The organism is Embleya hyalina (assembly GCF_003967355.1).
In the GTDB taxonomy this organism is placed as follows: Bacteria; Actinomycetota; Actinomycetes; order Streptomycetales; family Streptomycetaceae; genus Embleya; species Embleya hyalina.
In genome coordinates this window covers 113,396-132,728 of record NZ_BIFH01000038.1, presented here as the reverse complement: position 1 = coordinate 132,728, position 19,333 = coordinate 113,396, and the positions used below count along the sequence as shown (strand labels likewise).

The 19,333-nt window shown below is 73.9% G+C and carries 7 protein-coding genes; all 7 read right to left on the bottom strand.

Annotated elements, in window-relative coordinates; all coding sequences use genetic code 11:
- Genes EMA17_RS39470 through EMA17_RS39440 form a run of 7 tightly spaced genes read right to left on the bottom strand, consistent with a single transcriptional unit; the run spans window position 1 to window position 19,315 of the window.
- Complete coding sequence (locus EMA17_RS39470) at window positions 1-762, bottom strand: aspartyl/asparaginyl beta-hydroxylase domain-containing protein (protein ID WP_126642040.1); 762 nt, start codon at window positions 760-762, stop codon at window positions 1-3.
- Between the two features lie 45 nt (window positions 763-807).
- Window positions 808-2,040: an Ldh family oxidoreductase gene (locus EMA17_RS39465; RefSeq protein ID WP_126642039.1), complete on the bottom strand. Its 1,233-nt coding sequence runs from the start codon at window positions 2,038-2,040 to the stop codon at window positions 808-810.
- A complete protein-coding gene (locus tag EMA17_RS39460) occupies window positions 2,030-2,776 on the bottom strand; it encodes an aspartyl/asparaginyl beta-hydroxylase domain-containing protein (RefSeq protein WP_126642038.1) in 747 nt (248 codons plus the stop codon). The genes EMA17_RS39465 and EMA17_RS39460 overlap by 11 nt, the downstream gene beginning before the upstream one ends.
- Before the next feature lie 19 nt (window positions 2,777-2,795).
- A complete protein-coding gene (locus tag EMA17_RS39455; protein WP_126642037.1) occupies window positions 2,796-3,056 on the bottom strand; it encodes an MbtH family protein in 261 nt (86 codons plus the stop codon).
- The gene (locus tag EMA17_RS39450; RefSeq protein WP_126642036.1) at window positions 3,053-3,814 is read right to left on the bottom strand and encodes an aspartate/glutamate racemase family protein; all 762 of its coding nucleotides are present in this window, start codon (window positions 3,812-3,814) and stop codon (window positions 3,053-3,055) included. Before EMA17_RS39450 ends, EMA17_RS39455 begins: the two co-directional genes overlap by 4 nt.
- Window positions 3,811-11,181, bottom strand: a complete 7,371-nt coding sequence (locus EMA17_RS39445) for a non-ribosomal peptide synthetase (RefSeq protein ID WP_126642035.1) — start codon at window positions 11,179-11,181, stop codon at window positions 3,811-3,813. Before EMA17_RS39445 ends, EMA17_RS39450 begins: the two co-directional genes overlap by 4 nt.
- Window positions 11,174-19,315, bottom strand: coding sequence for a non-ribosomal peptide synthetase (locus tag EMA17_RS39440; RefSeq protein WP_160161727.1), 8,142 nt, complete (start codon window positions 19,313-19,315; stop codon window positions 11,174-11,176). Before EMA17_RS39440 ends, EMA17_RS39445 begins: the two co-directional genes overlap by 8 nt.
- Between the last annotated feature and the right edge of the window lie 18 nt (window positions 19,316-19,333).

Genomic DNA, 19,333 nt, shown 5'->3' with positions numbered 1-19,333 from the left:
CTAGTCGTCCTCGTACAGGAAGGTCTTCCAAACGGTCATCATGTACGCCAGCGCGCGTTTCTCGATCGTGGTCAGCTCCGGATGCCAGACGTCGAAGAGCAGTACCGCCCGGCCCGACTCGGCCTCGTTCCACACCTCGTGCTCGAACGAGTCGTCGAAGACGATCGCGCGGCCCTCGCTCCAGGTCCGGGTCTCGTCGGCGACCCGCATCCGCCCGCCGTCCGGCACGACCAGGCCCAGGTGACAGCGCACCCGGGCGTTGATGAAGCCGCAGTGCGGGGCGACATGGGTGCGCGAACCCATGATGGAGAAGTAGCACATGCCCGAATCGGCCACCCCGTCCGGCTCGGACAACACCTTCATGGTGCGCGGACAGCGGGCGATGTGCTCCGGGTAGGCGCGGCCGAGCAGGTGGAAGTAGTACGCGTTCCAGTCGCCCGCCTCGGCCAGGTTGCCGGAGTTGGGGTGCCGGACTGCGTCGGCGGGCACCAGCCCGCCGACCGCCTCGAACTCCTCGCGGATCGCGCCGTATCCGGCCTCCAGGTCGGCGATCCAGGGGAAGTGCCTGCGGTCCCACCACGGTTGCGCGGTGAGGCCGGGAAGCAGGACTTCCGGGCGCTGCACCGCGTCCTCGTCGGCGGGCTCGCGCCACGAACTGACCTCCAGACCGTCCAGGATCCGGGTCAACCGGGACCGGTCCACGTGCTGTTCGTCGATCCACCGGTCCAGGAACGGTCGACTGTCGTTGACCCACGCGGGCATGCCCGTGCTCCTTCCTTCCGTGCCCACCAGGGGCGTTCGGTGTGCTCAGGGCCGGCGCGACGGACGTTTGGGCCGGGGCGCGGCGGGGTCGGCCGCCCCCGGGTCGACGCCGGCGTCGCCCGTGCGCGGCAGCCTGGTCGGGACGTCGAACCGGGCGCCGACCGCGATCAGGTCGGCCACGGTCGAACGCGGCAGCGGGATCCCGGTCGCGCGGGCCTGTCGGCTGCGATGTTCCGGGGCGCCGGGGACGGTCGCGTGTGCCCCGCCCGCCTCGGCGTCCGCGATCAGCGCGGCGGTGTCCGCGATCATCGCCCGATACGGCTCCAGGCCGCCGAACGCCTCGGGGTCGATCGCGATCAGACAGACGCCGGCGATCTCGCCCCGTCCGGTGGAGTCGGGTGGGCGCTGCGAGCCGGCCAGGGTCGGCGTACCGTCGCCGATCGCGGCCAGGCCGCCGAGCAGGGCCGCGCCCAGGGCCAGGCCGAAGCCCTTGTGCGCGGCCACCGGACTGCCCAGCGGCAGCAGCGCGCCGCCCGCCAGGTAGTCGGCCGGGTCCCGGCTGGGACGCCGTCCCGCGTCCACCACACACCCCTCGGGCAGCGCCTCGCCGCGCGCCGCGGCGGCGGTGATCTTGCCCTCCGCGAGCAGCGCCATCGACACGTCCACCACCACCGGGTGGTCGGTGCCGGGCACGCCGAGCGCCCAGGGGTTGGCCGCGAGGAAGCGCCCGGAGCCGCCGGGGGGCGCCATCACGCCGACGCCGGGACCGGCCGCTCCCACGGTGAGCATCCCGACCAGACCGGCGTTCGCGAGCAGTTCGCAGTAGTGGCCGAGCCGGCCGATGTGGCCGCAGTGTCGGATGGCCACCACCCCGACGCCGTGTTCGATGGCCAGGGAGGCCACCAACTCGCAGGCCATTCGGGCCGAGTAGTGCCCGAACCCGCGGCGCGCGTCGAGCAGTACGCTCGCTCGGCGTCGGCGCAGCACGTGCGGCCGGGCGCCGGGCATCAGGTCGCCGCGCTCCGCCTCGGCGACGTATTGCGGCAGTCGCAACACGCCGTGCGAGTCGTGTCCGGCCAGGTTCGCGCCGACGAGGTGTTCCGCGACCTCGCCGGCCACCTGCCCGCCGGCGCCCATGCGGCGGCAGACCGAGTCGACGAACAGGGTCAATTCGGCGGGCGGTACCCGGATCGCGTCCGCGTCGCTCGACAGGGGCCCCAGCGGCGGCGGAGGCGCGGTCGACGGTGCGGGGCCGGCCGCCCTCGGGTCAGTCCACATCGGACGTCCACATGCGCATCACGAACTCCATCGCCCGGCGCTCGACTTCGGTCAGATCGGGGTGCCAGGTGTCCACGAGCAGCACCGCCCGGGGGTGGTCCGAGTCGTTGGCCACCTCGTGCTCGAACGAGTCGTCGAAGACCGAACACCGGCCCTCCCGCCAGGCCCGGGACTCGGTGCCCACCCGCATGCGACAGCCGGGCGGCACGGTCAGACCGAGATGGCAGCGGATCCGGGTGTTCACGAAGCCGCAGTGCGGCTTGACCCGGGTGCGCGGCGCGAGCACCGAGAAGTAGCAGATCCCGGCGTCGGCCACTCCCGGCACCGCCGCCAACGCCTCGGCCGTGGCCGGGCATTGCGCCAGGTGTTCCGGGAAGGTGGTACCCATGGTGTGGAAGTGGTACGCGTTCCAGCCGCCGGTCGCGGCGAGTTCGCGCTCCTCGGGGTGTCGGTCGATCCCCTCGCTCGCGTACTGCTTCTCGAACTCGTCGCGGATGAGCGGGTATCGGCTCTCCAGCGCGTCGATCCACGGATACCGGTCGGGGTCGTGCCAGGGCGTGGCGGCCAGTCCGGGCACCAGGATCGCGGGGGATTGCAGGTGCCCGGCCCGGGATCGCACCGGGTCGTCGGGATCGAGACCTCGGTGGATCCGTTCCAGGTCGCCCGGGTCGATGCCCTGTTCGGCGGCCCAGCCGGTCAGGGCTCGGGCGCTGTCCTGCGGCGTGGGCTCACGCATCGTGTTCGTCGCCTTCCGCTCAGCTCGCCGAAGGGCGCGCTGCGGACTGCCGCGCCTCGGCCTCGGCCCGCCGGGCGAGCCGATCACGCAGGCTCTTGGGACGCATGTCGGTCCACACCCGTTCGATGTGGGCGAGGCAGTCCTCCCGGGACCCCTCGACGTCGACGCCGTCCACCCGCACGATCCGCCAACCGACCGGCACATCGCGGCCGGCCGCCCAGATCGAGTACTGCTCCTCGTCGTTGATCACGACCGACCAACGGGTGTCCTCAACCGTCATGGTTGTTCTCCGCTCATTGCGTCTCGTTGCGTTTCCGATGGGGTGGCGGCCGCTCGCACCGGTCGCGAAGGGGCGTCTCCGGGGGCGAGGATCGCCCGTGCCAACACGTCGGTCACGTCCACGACCGGGACGCGGCTCGCCCGGGGCGGGGCGATCACCGACAGTTCGGTACAGGCCAGCACGACGCAGTCCGGATCACCCGTCCGGCGCGACGGCAGGCCCTCGATCCAGCGGGCGAATTCCCCGCGCAGCGCCTCGACCGGGTCGCCGCGCTTGACCCGCTCGATGAAGTCGTCGGTCCGCGCCTGCCGTTCCGCGTCCGGATAGCGCGCGATCGTGTCGGGCGCCAGGTGCGGCTCGTACAGGCGCAGTTCCGCCGTGGCCTCGGTGGCCAGCAGCAGCGGCCGGCGCAGCCGGCGGCGGCGCAGCGCGACACCGGTCTCGGCGAGCAGGTCGAAGACCGGTACGCCGACCGCGTCGCACAGTTCGGTCCGGTAGGCGTGGGTGGTCGCCGAGGGGATGGCGATCACGTCCGCTCCGGCGCGCTCCAGCTGCTCCACGGTGTTCAGCAGTTGCGGCAGCGGGCTCTCGCCGCGCCCGAGCAGGTGCTCGATCCGGCTGGGCATCGGTTCGGCGACCAGCACCGCCGCGGGGTAGTCGGCGTCGTCGCTCGCGCCGGACAGGCGCAGCAGACGTTCGTAGAAGTACACGGACGCGAGCGGGCCGACGCCGCCGACGATGCCGATGCGTTTCGTCACGGCCGAGCCTCCTCGTGGAACGACGCGGATCCGGCGGCGCCGTCGGGGCGCAGCGCGGTGTCCACGCCGTTGCGCAGCAGTCGGGCGAACTCGGGCACGTGCGGCGGGTTGGCCAGGTCGTGGTGGGTGCCGGGCACCGGCACCACGTGCAGCGAGGCGTGCGTGCGGCGTCCCCAACTCGCGGGCACGACAGCCGGGTTGGTCAGCGTCGGGTGCCGCTCGCTCGCCGTGAACAGGTGTAGCGGGGCGTGCACCCGGGTGGTCGAGCGATGACCGTCGGCGGCGCGCCCGTTCGCGGTGAACACGTCGATCATCCGGCGCAGCGTGCCGGTGTCGGCGTATCGGGACAGCCGGTCCCGCGCGGTGAGGTGTCCGGTCAGCAGGGTGAGCAGCGCGTCGTCGTCGGCCCGGCTCAGGCCGGAGCGGGTCAGGCCCTGGGTGATGCCGAATCGGGCGAGTTCGCCGGTGTTCGCGTACCACTCCTCGACCTCGTCCTCGCCGAACGCGCGGGCGTCGATCACCCCGACGAAGGCGACCTCCTCGCCGGCGGCCTCCAGGAGCGCGGCCATCTCCACCACGACGTTGCCGCCGAACGACCAACCGGCGAGCAGGTAGGGGCCGTCGGGGGCGACCTTGCGGACCTCCTCGACGTAGCGCCGGGCCATCGCGCCCAGGTCGGTCAGCGGGGCGGTGTCGCTGCTGTAGCCGATCGCCTCGATCCCGTACACCGGCCGCCAGTTCCCGAGTTCGCGGACCAGGTGCACGTAGCAGCACACGTCGCCGGACTGCGGGTGGACCAGGAACAGCGGCGGTCCGGGCAGGTGTTCGTCGCCGAGCGGGACGACCAGGTCCGGTCCGTCGGGGGAGGGGTCGGCCCGGGCGGTCGCGGCGGCGGCCAGCCGCTCCACGGTGGGGTTGCGGAAGAGGGTGTGCAGCGGCAGGTCCAGGCCGGTCCGGCGGCGGATCGTCTCGACCAGTTCCACCGCCTTGAGCGAATGGCCGCCGAGTTCGAAGAAGTCCTGGTGCACGCCGATCGGGGCCCGGCCGAGCACCTCCTCCCAGACGCCCAGGAGCCGCATCTCGACCCGGTTGCGCGGCGTCACCACCGGCTCGCCGGAATCCGGTTCGGGCGCCGGTGGGCGGGCGGCCAGGGCCCGGCGGTCGAGCTTGCCGTGCGCGGTGGTGGGCAGCGCGTCGAGCGCGACGTAGTGGCCGGGGCGCAGGTGCTCGGGCAGTACGTCGGCGAGCGCCCGGCGCAGCGCGCGCGGGTCGGGCGGGCCGGTGACGCCGACCACGTAGGCCACCAGTTCGGCGCCGTCCGGCCCCCGGTGCGCCACCACGGCCGCCGCGCGTACCTCCGGCCGGGCCAGCAGCGCGGCCTCCACCTCGCCGGGTTCCACCCGCACACCGCGCACCTTGACCTGGTCGTCGCGGCGGCCGTGGAAGATCAGTCGGCCGTGGAAGTCGACCCGGGCCAGGTCGCCGGTGCGGTACCACCGGCCGCCGGGCGGTCCGTACGGGTCCGGCAGGAAACGCTCGGCGGTGGCCGCGGGCGCGCCGGGGTAGCCGATCGAGACGCCGGGGCCGCCCAGGTACAGTTCGCCGATCGCGCCGGTGGGCAGCGGTCGACCGGCGGCGTCCAGGACCAGTGCCCGGGTTCCGGGCAGCGGCGCGCCGATCGGGATCGACTCGGCGTCGAGGTCGGCGTCGGTGATGCGCCGGAACGTGGACGTCATGGTGCATTCGGTGGGCCCGTACTGGTTGACCACGACGATCCCGGTGCCCAGTCGGCGCACCCGGCGCAACACCTGCGCGTTCGGCTCCTCGCCGCTGAGCAGGATCAGCCGGAGCCGGCTCGCGGCGGGCGCCGCGTCGGCGTCGGCGTCACCCGGGCCGTCGGCCACCGCGGTCAACACCCCCAGCAGCGACGGCACCACGGACAGCAGCGCGGTCACCCCGCGCCGGTCGATCGTGGCCAGGATCGCCCTCGGGTCGCGGGCGTGTTCGTCGGCCGAAAGCACCAGGCGGGCGCCGGCGGCGAGGGTGCCGAAGATGTCCCGGATCGCCGCGTCGAAGGAGACGGCGGCCACCTGGAGCACGGTGTCCTCGGCGCCGATGCCGAACTCGGCGGCGAGCAGGCGCAGATAGCGGGTCGCCGCCGCGTGGGTGGTGGGCACCGCCTTGGGCAGGCCGGTGGATCCGGAGGTGAAGGTCACGTAGGCGAGGTCCGCCGGGCCGGCTGGGGAATCCGGAGGGTTGTCGGCCTCGATGGTCGACGCGGACACCACCGCCGACCCGGCGAACCGGTCCGTCGTGTCGCCGGTCGGTGACGCGTCGTCGGTCAGCACCAGGGACGCGCCCGCGCTGGTGAGCAACAGGCGGTTGCGCCGGGCGGGTTGGCCCGGATCGAGCGGTACGGCGGCGGCTCCGGTGCGGAACACCGCGAGCAGGCCCACGACCAGCTCGATCGACCGGGGCAGCAGCACGCCGACGAACACGCCCGGCCGGGCCCCGGCCGCCCGCAGTCGCCGGGCCAGGTCGTTCGCGCGCCGGTCCAACCGGGCATAGGTGAGCACCTGTTCGCCGAACTCCAGGGCCGGGGCCGTCGGCCGCTCGGCCGCCCGGGCGGCGATCAGGGTGTGCAGGCACCCGTCCTCGGCCTCGCTCGGCCCGTCGATCGGCGACAGGCGTCGTGCGGCGGCCGGGTCGAGCAGTTCGGGTCCCGCCACCGGGCGGTGCGGGTGGGCGAGGGCCGCGGTGAGCACCCGCCGGAACGTGTCCGCGATGCCGTGGGCGGTGGTGGGGTGGTAGAGCGCCGTGGCGTAGGCCAGTGATCCGGTCAGCGTGCCGTCCCGACGCTCCGTGAGGGTCAGGCCAAGGTCGAACTTGGCGCTGTGGTGCGGGATCCGTACGGATTCGGTCCGCACCCCGGGCAGGTCGAGCGCACCGGCCTCGTCCCGGTCGAGCGCGAACATGATCCGGAACAGCGGGTGTCGGTTCAATTCGCGCTCCGGCCGCAGCTCCTCCACCAACCGCTCGAACGGCAGGTCCTGATGGGCGGTCGCGTCCAGGACGGTGGTCCGCACCTCCCGCACCAGGTCCGCGAAGACGCGCTCCTCCTCGGCGTGCGTCCGCAGTACGAGGGTGTTGACGAAGGGGCCGATCACATCCGCCAGTTCGGGATACTGACGGCCGCGACCGGCGGTCGGGGTCCCGAGCACGACGTCCGCACTCCCGGAGAGCCGGGCGGCGGTGACCGCGAACGCGGCGCACAGGACGACGAACGGCGTGGCCCCCAGCTCGCGCGCCACCTCGGCGGTACGCCGCGCCACCGTCTCGGGCAGTTCGAAGTCGACCGAGGCGCCTTCCTCGTCGAACATCGCCGGTCGGCGCCGGTCGGCGGGGATCTCGGTGGCGCTCGCTCCGGCCAACTTCGCGCGCCAGTAGTGCAGATCCGCCGCGCCTCGGGTGGTGTCGGCCCGCTCCCACGCGGCGAAGTCGGCGTACTGCACCGGCGGTCGAACGGGCTCGGGCGTCGCCGCCGCCGACCCGGACCCGGCGAGCGCGCGATACCCGGCGCCGACCTCCGCCCAGAACAGCGGCAACGACCAACCGTCGACGACCGCGTGGTGCACGACCACCACCAACAGGTGGTCCTCGGCGGCGATCCGGATCGGCGTGGCCCGGAACAGCGGGCCGCGCGCCAGGTCGAACGGCTCGGCGCAGCGCCGCCGCGCCTCGGCGAACGCCGCCGATTCCGCCTCACCCGGATCCGGCGCGCCCGGCTCGTACACCTCGTCCCACGGCGGCCGGACCGGGTCGCTCACCTGGACGGGGCCGTCGGGGCCGGACACGAACCGCCCGCGCAGCACGTCGTGCCGGGCCAGGACCCCCTCGACGGCCCGACGCAGCAGGGCCGGGTCCACCCGGCCGCGCAGTCGCAGGACGGACGCCACGTTGTAGTCGGCCCGATCCGGGCGCAGCCGGTCCAGGAACCACAGTCGCCGCTGGAGGAACGACAGCGGCGCCGGACCCGGTTCGGCGCGCCGCGGGATGCGCTCGACGGGCCGCTCCGGGTCGAGCGCGGCGGCGAACCCGCGCACCGTGGGCCGGTCGAACACGAGCCGCACGGGCGCCTCCACCGCCAGTTCCTCGCGCAGCGCGGCGACCAGCCGGGCCGCGCGCAGCGAGTGGCCGCCCAGGGCGAAGAAGTCGTCGTGCGCGCCGACCCGTTCCACGTCCAGGACGCGCGCCCACACCTCGGCGATGCGCCGCTCCCGCTCGCCGACGGGCGCGACATGGGCGGCGTTCGTCCGGGGCGAGGGCGGGTCCGGCAGCGCGCGGCGGTCGAGCTTCCCGTTCGGTGTCAGCGGCAGCGCGTCGAGTTCGACGATCAGCGGCGGCACCAGGTATTCCGGCAGGCTCCCCCGCAGCCACTCCCGGGCGAGCACGCCGGGGTCCCGGTCGTCGTGGCCGGCGCGGCGCACCAGGTAGCCGACGAGCACCCGGTCCAGCCCCTCGCCGTGCACCCGCACCGCGGCCCGGGCGATGTCGGGGTGGGCCAGCAGGCGGGCCTCGATCTCGCCGGGCTCGATGCGATGGCCCCGGATCTTGATCTGCTGGTCGGCTCGGCCGAGGAAGTCCAGCCGGCCGTCCGGGCGGTAGCGGACCAGGTCGCCGGTGCGGTACATCCGCGCCCCGGCGCGGCCGGCGCCCGCCGCGAACGGGTCGGGCAGCAGGCGTTCGGCGGTCCGGCCGGGGTCGGCGGCGTAGCCGCGCGCCAGGCCGAGCCCGCCGATGTACAGCTCGCCGACCACGCCGATGGGCACGGCGGCGAGGCGGTTGTCGAGGACGTACAGCGAGGTGTTCAGGAGCGGGCGGCCGAGCGGCGGGGCGGCGGGGTCGGGGGTATCCGGCCCGGGCGGGGCGGGGGTGTGCTCCACGAGGTGTGCGGCGGACCAGATGGTGGTTTCGGTCGGGCCGTACACGTTCCACAGGCGCGCCACCCGCGCACGGATGCGCTCGGCGAGCGGTCCCGGCAGTGCCTCGCCGCCGCACAGCGCCCGGATCTCGCCGCCCGGCCAGCCCGCGTCCAGCAGCATCGCCCAGCCGGCGGGGGTGGCCTGGACCACGGTGGCGCCGGCGTCGGTCAGCGCGGCGCCGAGCCGGCCGCCGTCCGCGAGCGCCGCCTGCGGGAGCACCTGGACCCGGGCGCCGGCCGCGAGCGGGACGAGCAGTTCCAGCACCGCGATGTCGAACGAGACGGTGGTCAGCGCGCCCACCACGGACGACCCGTCCAGGGCCAGACGTTCGATCATGTCCCGGGCGAGGTTGGCCACGCCCCCGTGGGTGACCATGACGCCTTTGGGCCGGCCGGTGGAACCGGAGGTGTGGATCAGGTAGGCCACCTGGTCCGGGTCGGGTGCGGCGGCGGGCGGTCGCGGGCCCGGCGCGTGGTCGGCGACGGTGTCGAGGTCGAGCACCGGCACACCGAGGTCGGCCCAGGGCATGGTCCGCGCGGTCGCGGCGTGGGTGAGTACCAGCCGGGTCTCGCTGTCCGCGAGGAGGGCGCCGATTCGGGCCGTGGCGTGGCTCGGGTCGATCGGCAGGTAGCCTCCGCCCGCGCGCAGCACTCCGAGCAGCGCGATCACCAGGTCCACGGAGCGGTCCAGACAGACCGCGACCACGCCCTCGGCCGGCAGGCCCAGGGCAGCGAGCCGGGCGGCCAGGCGGTCGGCTCGCTCGATCAGCTCGGCGTAGGTCACCGTGCGCTCGCCGCAGCCGAGCGCGATCGCCTCGGGGGTGCGTACGGCCTGCGCGGCGATCAGTTCGGGCAGCGTGGCGCCGTTCGGCGCGCGGAACTCGCCGCGTCCCCAGTCGTGTACGAGGGTGGCCGCTTCGGCCGGGTCGGCGAGCGGAAGCCGGTCGGGAGGCAGGTCCGGGTAGGCGGTGGCCGCGTGCAGGAGGCGGACGTATCCGGCGGCCAGGCGATGGATGGTCGCGGACTCGAAGAGGTCGGGGTCGAAGACGATCGATCCGGTGATCGGCGCTTCGGGGCCGGCTTCGGTCAGGGTGAGCGCGAGGTCGAACTTCGAGGTGGTGACGGGCAGCGGTACGGGACGAAGGCGCGGTTCGGACCGTGTCCCCGCCCCCGGCGCCGGCTCGTGCCGGTGTGCGAACAACACCTGGAACAGCGGGTTTCGACTCAGGTCGCGACGGGGGTGGAGGTGTTCGACCAGGTGCGCGAACGGCAGGCCCTGATGGGCGTACGCGCCGAGCGCGCTCTCGCGCACCCGGCCGATCAGGTCGACGAAGCTCGGCGAGTCGGCCAGTTCGGTACGCAGCACCACGGTGTTCACGAACGTACCGAGCATGGTTTCGAGTTCGGGGCGGTCCCGCCCGGCGACCGGGGTGCCGACCGCGATGTCGGTCTGCCCGCCGAGCAGGGCGAGTTGCGCCTTGAAACCGGCGAGCAGGGTCATGAACGGCGTCGCGCCGTACCGTACGGACAACGCGCGCACGCGGGCCGCGGTCGCGGCGGGCAGGGTGAAGCGCACCTCCGCGCCGGCGCGCTCACTCGCGGCGGGTCGGGGATGGTCGGTGGGCAGCGTGAGTTCGGGCAGTCCGGTCAGCCGGTCGGCCCAGTAGCGCAGGTCGGCGGCCTCGGTCTCGGCGGCGTGGGCGCGCTGCCAGGCGGCGAAGTCGGCGTATTGCCGGGCCGGCGGGTCCGCGGGCAGCGGCCGGCGGGCGCGGGCGGCGGCGTACCCGCTGGCGAGTTCGTCCCAGGTCCGGGCCATGGCCGTTCCGTCGGTGGCGATGTGGTGCACCGTCAGCAGCACCAGCGCGGAGCCGTCGACGCAGCGCACCGCCGCCGCACGCAGCGGGATTTCGCCGGCCAGGTCGAACGGGCGGTCGGCGAGGTCGGCGACCCTTCGGGCGAGGCGGCGCAGGGCGTCGGGGTCGGCCGGATCGCCGAGTTCGGTGCCGTCGACCGTCTCGATCGTCACCGGGCCCTCGGGACGGAGCACGGGCCGGGGCAGGCCGTCGACCTCGGTGAACACGGTCCGCAACACCTCGTGCCGGGCGACCAGCGCGGTGAGCGCCCGACCGAACGCGTCGGGGTCGAATTCGTCCCGGAACCACATGCATTGCGGCACGTTGTACTCCGGGGCCCGGCCCAGGATGCGATCGACCAACCAGACCCGTTCCTGCTCGAACGAGGCCACGATCGGGGCGTCGGCCGGGCGCCGGGGCAACGATCCCGCGTGCGCGTCCGGGGAGTCGGGACCCGGGTCGGCCAGCCGCGCCCGGGCCTCCCGCAGTCGTTCCGCCAGGCGCGGGTCACCCGCGCCGGTGCGCTCAGTCATCGCAGTCCCCGGCGCACGTGTCGTCGTCGGTCGCTTCGTCGAGCAGTTCGGCCTCGACGGCGGCGGCGAGCCCGGCGATCGTCGGATGCTCGAAGAGCAGCATCAGTGGCAGTTCCACGTCCAGGGCGCGGCGCAGTCGGGAGACGATCCGGGTGGCCAGGAGCGAATGTCCGCCCAGGGCGAAGAAGTCGGCGTCGGCGTCGTCGGCGGCCAGGAACTGCGCCCAGACCTGGGCGACCAGGACTTCCGCGTCGGTCTCGGGGGCGCGGATCGGGCCGGGCATCGGGGCCGGTTCGGCGTCTCGTTCCGGTGCGGGCAGTCTTCCGCGGTCCACCTTGCCGTTCGGACTCAGCGGCAGTGCGTCGAGCAGGGTCAGCCGGGTGGGCACCAGATACGGCGGCAGCCGCTCGCCCAGGTAGGCGCGCACGTGTTCGGGTTCGAGGCGGGTGCCGGCGGCGGCGACGAGGTGGGCGAGCAGACGGTGGTCGCCGGGGGTGGGCTCCCATTTGGTGACCACGGCGTCGGCGATGTCCGGGTGCGCCACCAACATGGCCTCGATCTCGCCGAGTTCGACCCGGATGCCGCGAATCTTCACCTGGTGGTCGACCCGGCCCAGGAAGAGCAGTTCGCCGTCCGGGCGACGGATCGCGCGGTCACCGGTCCGGTACAGCCGCTCCCCCGGGACGTCCGGATCGGGCACGAACGCCTCGGCGGTGCGCGACGGATCGTTCCAGTAGCCGCGTGCCAACCCGGGTCCACCGACGTGCAGTTCACCCTCGACGCCGACCGGGACCGGCCGCAGGTCGGCGTCCAGGACGTGCACCCGGTAGTTGTCCAGGGGCAGGCCGATCGGGACCGTGTCCGCCTCCGCGTCCTCGGGGCCGCAGACGTGGTGGGTGGCGTCGATGGACGCCTCGGTCGGCCCCCACTGGTTGTGCAACCGGGCGCCCCGCGCGTCCAGATGCGCGCGGAAGCGGGCCACCAGGTCCGGGCGCAGCGCCTCGCCGCTGGAGACCACCACCCGCAACCGGTCGAGTCCCGTGGGCCCGACGGCGTCGAGTTCGTCGAGGAACAGGCCGAGCATGCTGGGCACGAACTGGAGCACGGCGACCTCGTGTTCGACGGCCGCGCGCAGGATCGCCCGCGGGTCGCGGTGCAGGCCGGGTTCGAGCATCACGACGGTGCCGCCGACCAGCCACGGCCAGAACAGCTCCACCGCGGAGTCGTCGAAGCTGAGCACGGTCTTGTGCAACACCCGGTCACCCACGGCCAGACCGTGTCGGCGATGCATCCACCACATACGATTGACCCAGCCCCGGTGCGGGTTCGCCACACCCTTGGGCCGACCGGTCGAGCCCGAGGTGTAGTGGATCGAGACCAGGTCGTCGGGGTCGACCGGGACGTCGGGCGGGGTGTCCGACCGGGCGTCGGTTGGTGCGCCCGAGTCGACCGTGATGGTGCGGATCCCGGCGTCGGCCGGCGACGCGTCGCCCGCCGAGGCGTCGACGACGCAGATGTCCGTGCCCGCCTCGTCGAGGAGTTGTCGGACCCGGGCCGGGGGCAGGTCGGGGTCGAGCGGGAGGTAGGCGCCGCCGGCCTTGAGGATCCCGAGCAGCGCGACGGCCAGGTCCGGGCCCCGGTCCAGGCGCAGGCCGACCGGGAGGCCGGAGCGGACCCCGTGTGCCACGAGTCGGTGCGCGAAGCGGTTCGCGCGGCGGTCGAGTTCGGCGTAGTCGAGGGTCTCCCGTCCGGCGATCACGGCCGCGGTGTGCGGGGTGCGGCGGGCTTGCCGGGCGAACAGTTCGTGCAGGCCGTGGTCGAGGTCGTGGTCGACGGCGGTGTCGTTCCATCGGGCGTACGGCTCGGCGCCGGCCCCGGAGTCGTCCGCGGCCCCATGCCGGGCATCGCCGGTCGTGGGGGACGCGAGGGCCTCGGTCCGGTCGGGCGCGGACCCGAGGGCGTCGGGCGCCCCGAGGCGGGCTTCGTGGCCGAGTCCGCCCACCGGTGCGTCCGGTCGCTCGACCAGCGCCGCGAGGAGCTGGACATAGTCTCGGGCCAGCCGTTCGATCGTGGCGGGGGCGAACAGGTCGGTGGCGTAGTAGACGCTGCCCAGATACGTGTCCCCTCGCTCGGCGACGGCGATCTCCAGGTCGAGTTTGGCGGCGCGGAACGGCACCGGGTGCGGCGCGACCGCGGGTTCCCCCCAGTCGGCGGGGGCGGGGTTGACGTCCGCCATCGAGAACATCAGTTGGAACAGCGGGTTGCGGCCGAGGTCGCGCTCCGGCCGCAGTTCGTCGACGAGTTGCTCGAACGGCAGGTCCTGGTGCGAGTAGGCGGCGGCCGCGTGCGCGCGGGTGCGGGCGAGAAGGTCCGCGAAGCCCAGTGCGGGATCGAGATCGACGCGCAGGACCAGGGTGTTGACGAACAGGCCGATCAGTCCGTCGAGTTCGGGACGCCCGCGACCGGCGACGGGGGTGCCGACGGCGATGTCGCGGGCCCCGGTGCGCCGTGCGACGAGCACCTGGAAGGCGGTGAGCAGGGTGATGAAAGGCGTGCTCTCGTGTGTCCGACTCAGGTCGAGGAGTCGGCGGCGCAGGTCGGCGGGGATCTCGAAGTCGAACTGCTCGCCCCGACCGGACATGACCGGCGGGCGCGGGTGATCGCCCGGCAGTTCCACCGAGGTCGGTCCGGCCAGGTGGGTGCGCCAATAGTCGGCCTGTGCCCGCCGGACCCGGTCCGCCGCCGGACCGCTCTCCCAGGCCGCGTAGTCGGCGTAGCGCAGCGCGGGCGGATCCGGTGCGTACCGTGCGCCCAGTCGGTATCGCTCGGCCAATTCGCGGCACAACACCTCGCTGGACCAGCCGTCGGTGGCGATGTGGTGTACGACCAGGAGGAGGATGTGGTCGTCGTCGGCCAATCGAACCAGCAGTGTGCGCACCGGAGGTGCGGCGGCGAGATCGAACGGGCGGCCGAGGTCGTCGGCGATCGCCGCGTCGGCGGCGCGCGCCGCCTCGTCGATCGGCAACGCGCGCAGGTCGAGCTCGCGCGGCACGATCGGTACGGCCGGTTCGACGAGTTGACGTGCCTCGTCGTCGCGGAGCACATAGCGGGTACGGAGGATGTCGTGTCGGGCGATCAGCCCGGTGAGCGCGTTACGCACCCGATCCGGGTCCAACGGGCCGGTCAGACGCAGCGCGACGGGGAGGTTGTAGTCCGCTCGGTTCGGCCGCAGTTGGTCGAGGAACCACAATCGACGCTGGGCGAAGGACAGCGGCACGAGGTCGTCGGGCGTGGTGGTGCGCGGGATGGTGTGCTCGTCGGGGTCCCGGCCGCGGTCGTGATCGGACGCGGTGAGTCGAAGCCGCGCCTCGGTGGGCATGCCGGCCAGGAACGCGGCGGGCGTCGGGTGGCGGAAGACGTTCTTGACCGGCACCTCGATCGTGTGGTCCGCGCGCAGCCGGCCGACGAGGCGGATCGCCGCCAGCGAGTTCCCGCCGAGTTCGAAGAAGCCGTCGTCGAGGCGTACTTCGGGCAGATCGAGGATGCGGGCGTACAGCGCGCACAGTGCCCGTTCCTCGGCGGTGCGCGGCGGCCGGGAGGGGCCGGCGAGGTCGAGGGCGGGCAGCGCCGCCTCGTCGACGGTACCGGCCGGGGTACGCGGGAGCGCGGGCAGCGGGATCAGGGCGGTCGGCACCAGGTGCGCGGGCAGTCGTTCGGCCAGGAACGCGGGGAGTCGGTCGACGGGATCCGGGTGGCCGGGGGCCGGCACCGGGTAGCCCACCAGGATCTCGCCGAGGTGTTCGTCGTCGCGGAGCACCACCACGGCCTCGGCCACGTCCGGGTGTTCGGTGAGCGCCGCCTCGATCTCGGCCGGTTCGATCCGCCGTCCGCCCAGGCGCAGTTGCCGGTCGCGGCGGCCGACGTGGTTCGCGGCGCCGTCGGCTCGGCGGTGGAACAGGTCGCCGGTGCGGTACATCCGCGATCCGGGTGGGCCGTACGGGTCGGGCACGAAGCGCTCGGCGGTGAGCGCGGGTCGGCCCAGGTAGCCGGACGCGATCCCGGGCTCGGCCAGGCACAGTTCGCCGATCATGCCGATGCCGACGAGGGTGCCGGTCTCGTCCACGAGCCGGGCGCGGGCGCCGCCGGCCGTCGGTGGGGCCTGGGCATCCGGTTCACTCACGGCGTCCACGGCGACACCACCCACCAGCCGGGCCCACGGCGCGCGGGGCCCGGGCTCGTGGCCGGGTCCGGAGGAGCGCAGGATCGGCTCGCCCGGGTGGTCCGGGGCGGTGAGCAGGTCGCGGTGGCTCGTGCACACGCCGACGAGGGCGCCGGCGGGGTCGCTCGTATAGGTGACGCGGGCGATGCGGTCGGGGTCGCTCTCGACGGGCGCCGACGCGATGGGTGCCGCCGCCCCGGCGCGGATCGTGTCGGCCACCCGCAGGACGCGCGTCGCGGGGCCGACCAGGCCGCGGACCCGCTCCGCCCGCTCGGGGTGGTCGACCAGTACGGTGCCGGCACCGCTGTCGGCGAGGATCGTGGCCAGACGCCGGTCGGGCAGGGCCGGGTCGAGCGGTACATAGGTCCCGCCGGCCTCGATCACGCCGACGGTCGCGGTGACCGCGTCGACGCCGGGTTCCAGGAGCAGGGCGACGGGTGCGTCGACGTCGGTCAGCCCGTCCGCGAGCGCTCGGGCGCGCCGGGCCAGTTCCCGGTAGGTGAGCACGTTTTCGCCTTCGCCGACGGCCGGTGCCTCGGGGTGTGCGGCGACTCGGGCGTGGAAGGCGGCGTTCAGGGTGTCGTGTTCCGGGTGGGCGGCCGGCTCGATCGGGCGCAGGGTCGCGAGTTCGGCGTCGTCGAGGATGGTGAGCGCGCCGAGCGGGCGGTGCGGGTGGGCGACGGCCTCGCGCAGGAGGCGGACCAGTCGGTCGGCCATGCGCCGGACGGTGTCCCGGTCGAACAGGTCGGTGGCGTACTCCACGGTGGCGTCGATCCGGCCCGGGCGGCCCGTCTCGGTGCGGTGCGGGAAGAGGTGGAACGCGAGGTCGAACCTGGCGGATCGGGTGTTGGCCAGTGTCCACGGGTCGGCCAGTCCGGGCAGTCCGGTGATCGCGTCGGGGGTGTTCAGCAGGCCGAGCGAGATCTGGAAGATCGGGTGTCGGGACAGGCTGCGGACCGGGTTCAGTCTTTCCACGAGCAGGTCGAACGGGACGTCCTGGTTGGCGTAGGCGGGCAGCCAGGAGCGGTCCACCCTGGCGAGGAGTTCGGCGAAGGTGGGGTCGCCGGAGGTGTCCGTGCGCAGCACCACGGTGTTGACGAAGAACCCGATCAGGTCGTCGAGGACGGCGTCGGCGCGGCCCGCGATGGGGCTGCCCACCACGATGTCCTCGCCCGCGCCGAGTCGGGTGAGCAGGCCGGCCAGGCCGGCGTGCAGCGCGACGAACAGCGTGGTGTGCGCGGATCGGGCCAGGGCGTCCAGGGCCGTGCACAGGTCGGCGGGCAGTTCGAAGGCGTGTACGTCGCCCGCGTGGCCGGCCACGATCGGGCGCGGACGATCGGTGGGCAGCGTCAGTGCGGCGGGTGCATCGGCCAACCGCCGTGTCCAGTAGACCAATTGCCTGCCCAGCGGGCTGTTCGGGTCGTTCTCGTCGCCCAGTTGTTCGCGCTGCCACGCGGCGTAGTCGCGGTATTGCAGCGGCAGCGGCGCGACGTCGGGTCGGGTGCCGCGCATTCGGGCGGCGTAGGCCCGGCCGAGGTCGCCGGTGAGTGTGGTGAGCGACCAGCCGTCGGCGCTGATGTGGTGGACCACCACGAGCAGCAGGCTCTCGTGCGGGGTTCGGATCAGCTCGGCCCGGATCGGGAGCCGGGTGGTCAGGTCGAACGGGACCCGGGCGGCGCGGGTGATCTCCGCGTCCAGCGCGTCGGCCGCACACTCGGTGACGGGGATCCGTACCCCGAACTCGTCGATGTCCAGGATGTGTTGGCGCGGCATGTCGTCGTGCACGGGGAAGACCGTGCGCAGACTCTCGTGGCGTTCGATCACATCGCGCAGCGCGGCCCGCAGGGCTTCGAGGTCGGGCTCGGTGTGCAGGCGGAACAGCAGCGGGATGTGGTAGCCCGGGTCGGCGCCGCCCTCCAGGCGATTGACCAGCCACAATCGCCGCTGGGCGAAGGACGGCGGGATGACGTCGGGGCGTGGTCGGGGGGTCGGTGGCGGGCGTTCGTCGGTCCGGGCCCGGGCCGCCGCGTCCAGGCGGAGCGCGAGTGCGGCCGGGGTCGGCGCCTCGAACACGTCGACCACCCGCAGCAGTCCGGCTCCGGCGGCGGCGATCCGGGCGACCGCGCGAGTGGCGAGCAGCGAGTGGCCGCCGAGTTCGATGAAGTTGTCGTCGATGCCGACCCGGTCGAGGCCGAGCAGATCGGCGAACACCTCGCACAGCAGCTCCTCGACGGCCGAACGCGGCGCGCGGCCGTCGACGGCGTGCGTCGGTGCGGGCAGCGCGGCCGAGTCCACCTTCCCGTTGGGCGTCAGCGGCAGCGCGTCCAGAACCACGCAGTCGGTCGGCACCATGTAGGCGGGCAGCGTGCCGGCCAACTCGGCCAATACCCACCGACCCCAACCCATGTCGTCGGCCCGGGGGTTCGCGTCGCCGATCGGGGTGTCCCGGCGCGGGACGAGGTAGGCGACGATCGTCTTGTCGCCGTGTGCGTCCGGCACGGCCAGCACGGCGGCGCCCGCGACGTCGGGGCGCAGGACGAGGCGGCTCTCGATCTCGCCGAGTTCGACGCGGAAGCCGCGTACCTTGACCTGGCGGTCTCGGCGGCCGACGAATTCGAGCAGGCCGTCCGGCCGCCGGCGCACGATGTCGCCGGTGCGGTACATCCGCGCGCCGCCGCCGGCGAACGGGTCGGGGACGAATCGGTCGGCGGTGCTCCCGGGGCGGCCCCGGTAGCCCCGTGCGACACCCCGCCCGCCCAGGCACAGCTCGCCGTCGGCGCCGGTCTCGACCGGGTCCAGCCGCTCGTCCAGGACGTAGGTGCGCACCCCCGCCATCGCCGAGCCGATCGGCACGGGGGCGCCCACCGGCTCGGTCGGCACGTGGAACGCGGCGAAGATGGTGCCCTCGGTGGGCCCGTAGACGTTGACCACGGTGCCGGCGCCGCCCGCCCGCAACGCGCGCGAGACGGCGAGCGGGGAGGCCGCCTCGCCGCCCATCCATACCTGGCCGATGCCCGCGAAGACCGCCGGATCCTGCTCGACCATCACGTTGAACAGGGAGGTCGTGACGAACGCGCAGGTGACGCCCTCCTCCTTGATCAGGCGCGCGACCACGCCCGCGTCCACCTCGCCGGGCGGGGCCACCACCACCCGGCCGCCGCGCAGCAGCGGCATCCAGATCTCGAACACCGACGCGTCGAACGCCAGCGGCGAATACTGGAGCACCCGCCGATCCAGGCCGTCCGACCAGCACGGATCGGCGGCGAAGGCGACCAGGTCGCGGTGCTCGACCTCGACGCCCTTGGGCACGCCGGTGGAGCCGGAGGTGTGGATCACGTACGCGAGCCGACGCGGCGAACGAGGACGCGGGGGCGTCCCCGCCACGGGTCCGGGCGGCGCGACGGGTCCGCTCGCCACGAGCCCCGGCGACGCCACCGCGTCCGCGAAGCACACCACGTCGACCCATTCGGCGCAGAACTCGCGTACCCGAGCCGCCCGTTCGGCCGTGTCCACCAGAACCAGGCCGATGCCGCACTCGTCCAGGATCAACCGCGACCGGGCCGCGGGCGACCGGATGTCCAGCGGTACATAGGGGCGTCCCGCCTTGACCGCGCCGACCATCGCGACGACGACGTCGACGCCCCGGTCCATGAACACGCCGACCGGCGCCTCGTCGGCGAGTTCCGGCCCGCACACCTCGCAGTCGTCGACCAGATGGGTGTCCGCGCCGCGAGCCTCCAGGAACCGGCGTACCGCCTCCGAGGATTCGTCGAGTTCGCGGTAGTCGACCGCCCGCTCCGCGCAGGTGATCGCGGTCGCGTCCGGGTGTTCGGCGACGCGCGCCGCGAACACCCCCACCAGGTCGTCCGGTTCCCGCGACGCGTGATCGTCCGGTTCCCGCGAGGCGTGCGACAACGCAGTTCTCCCATCGCC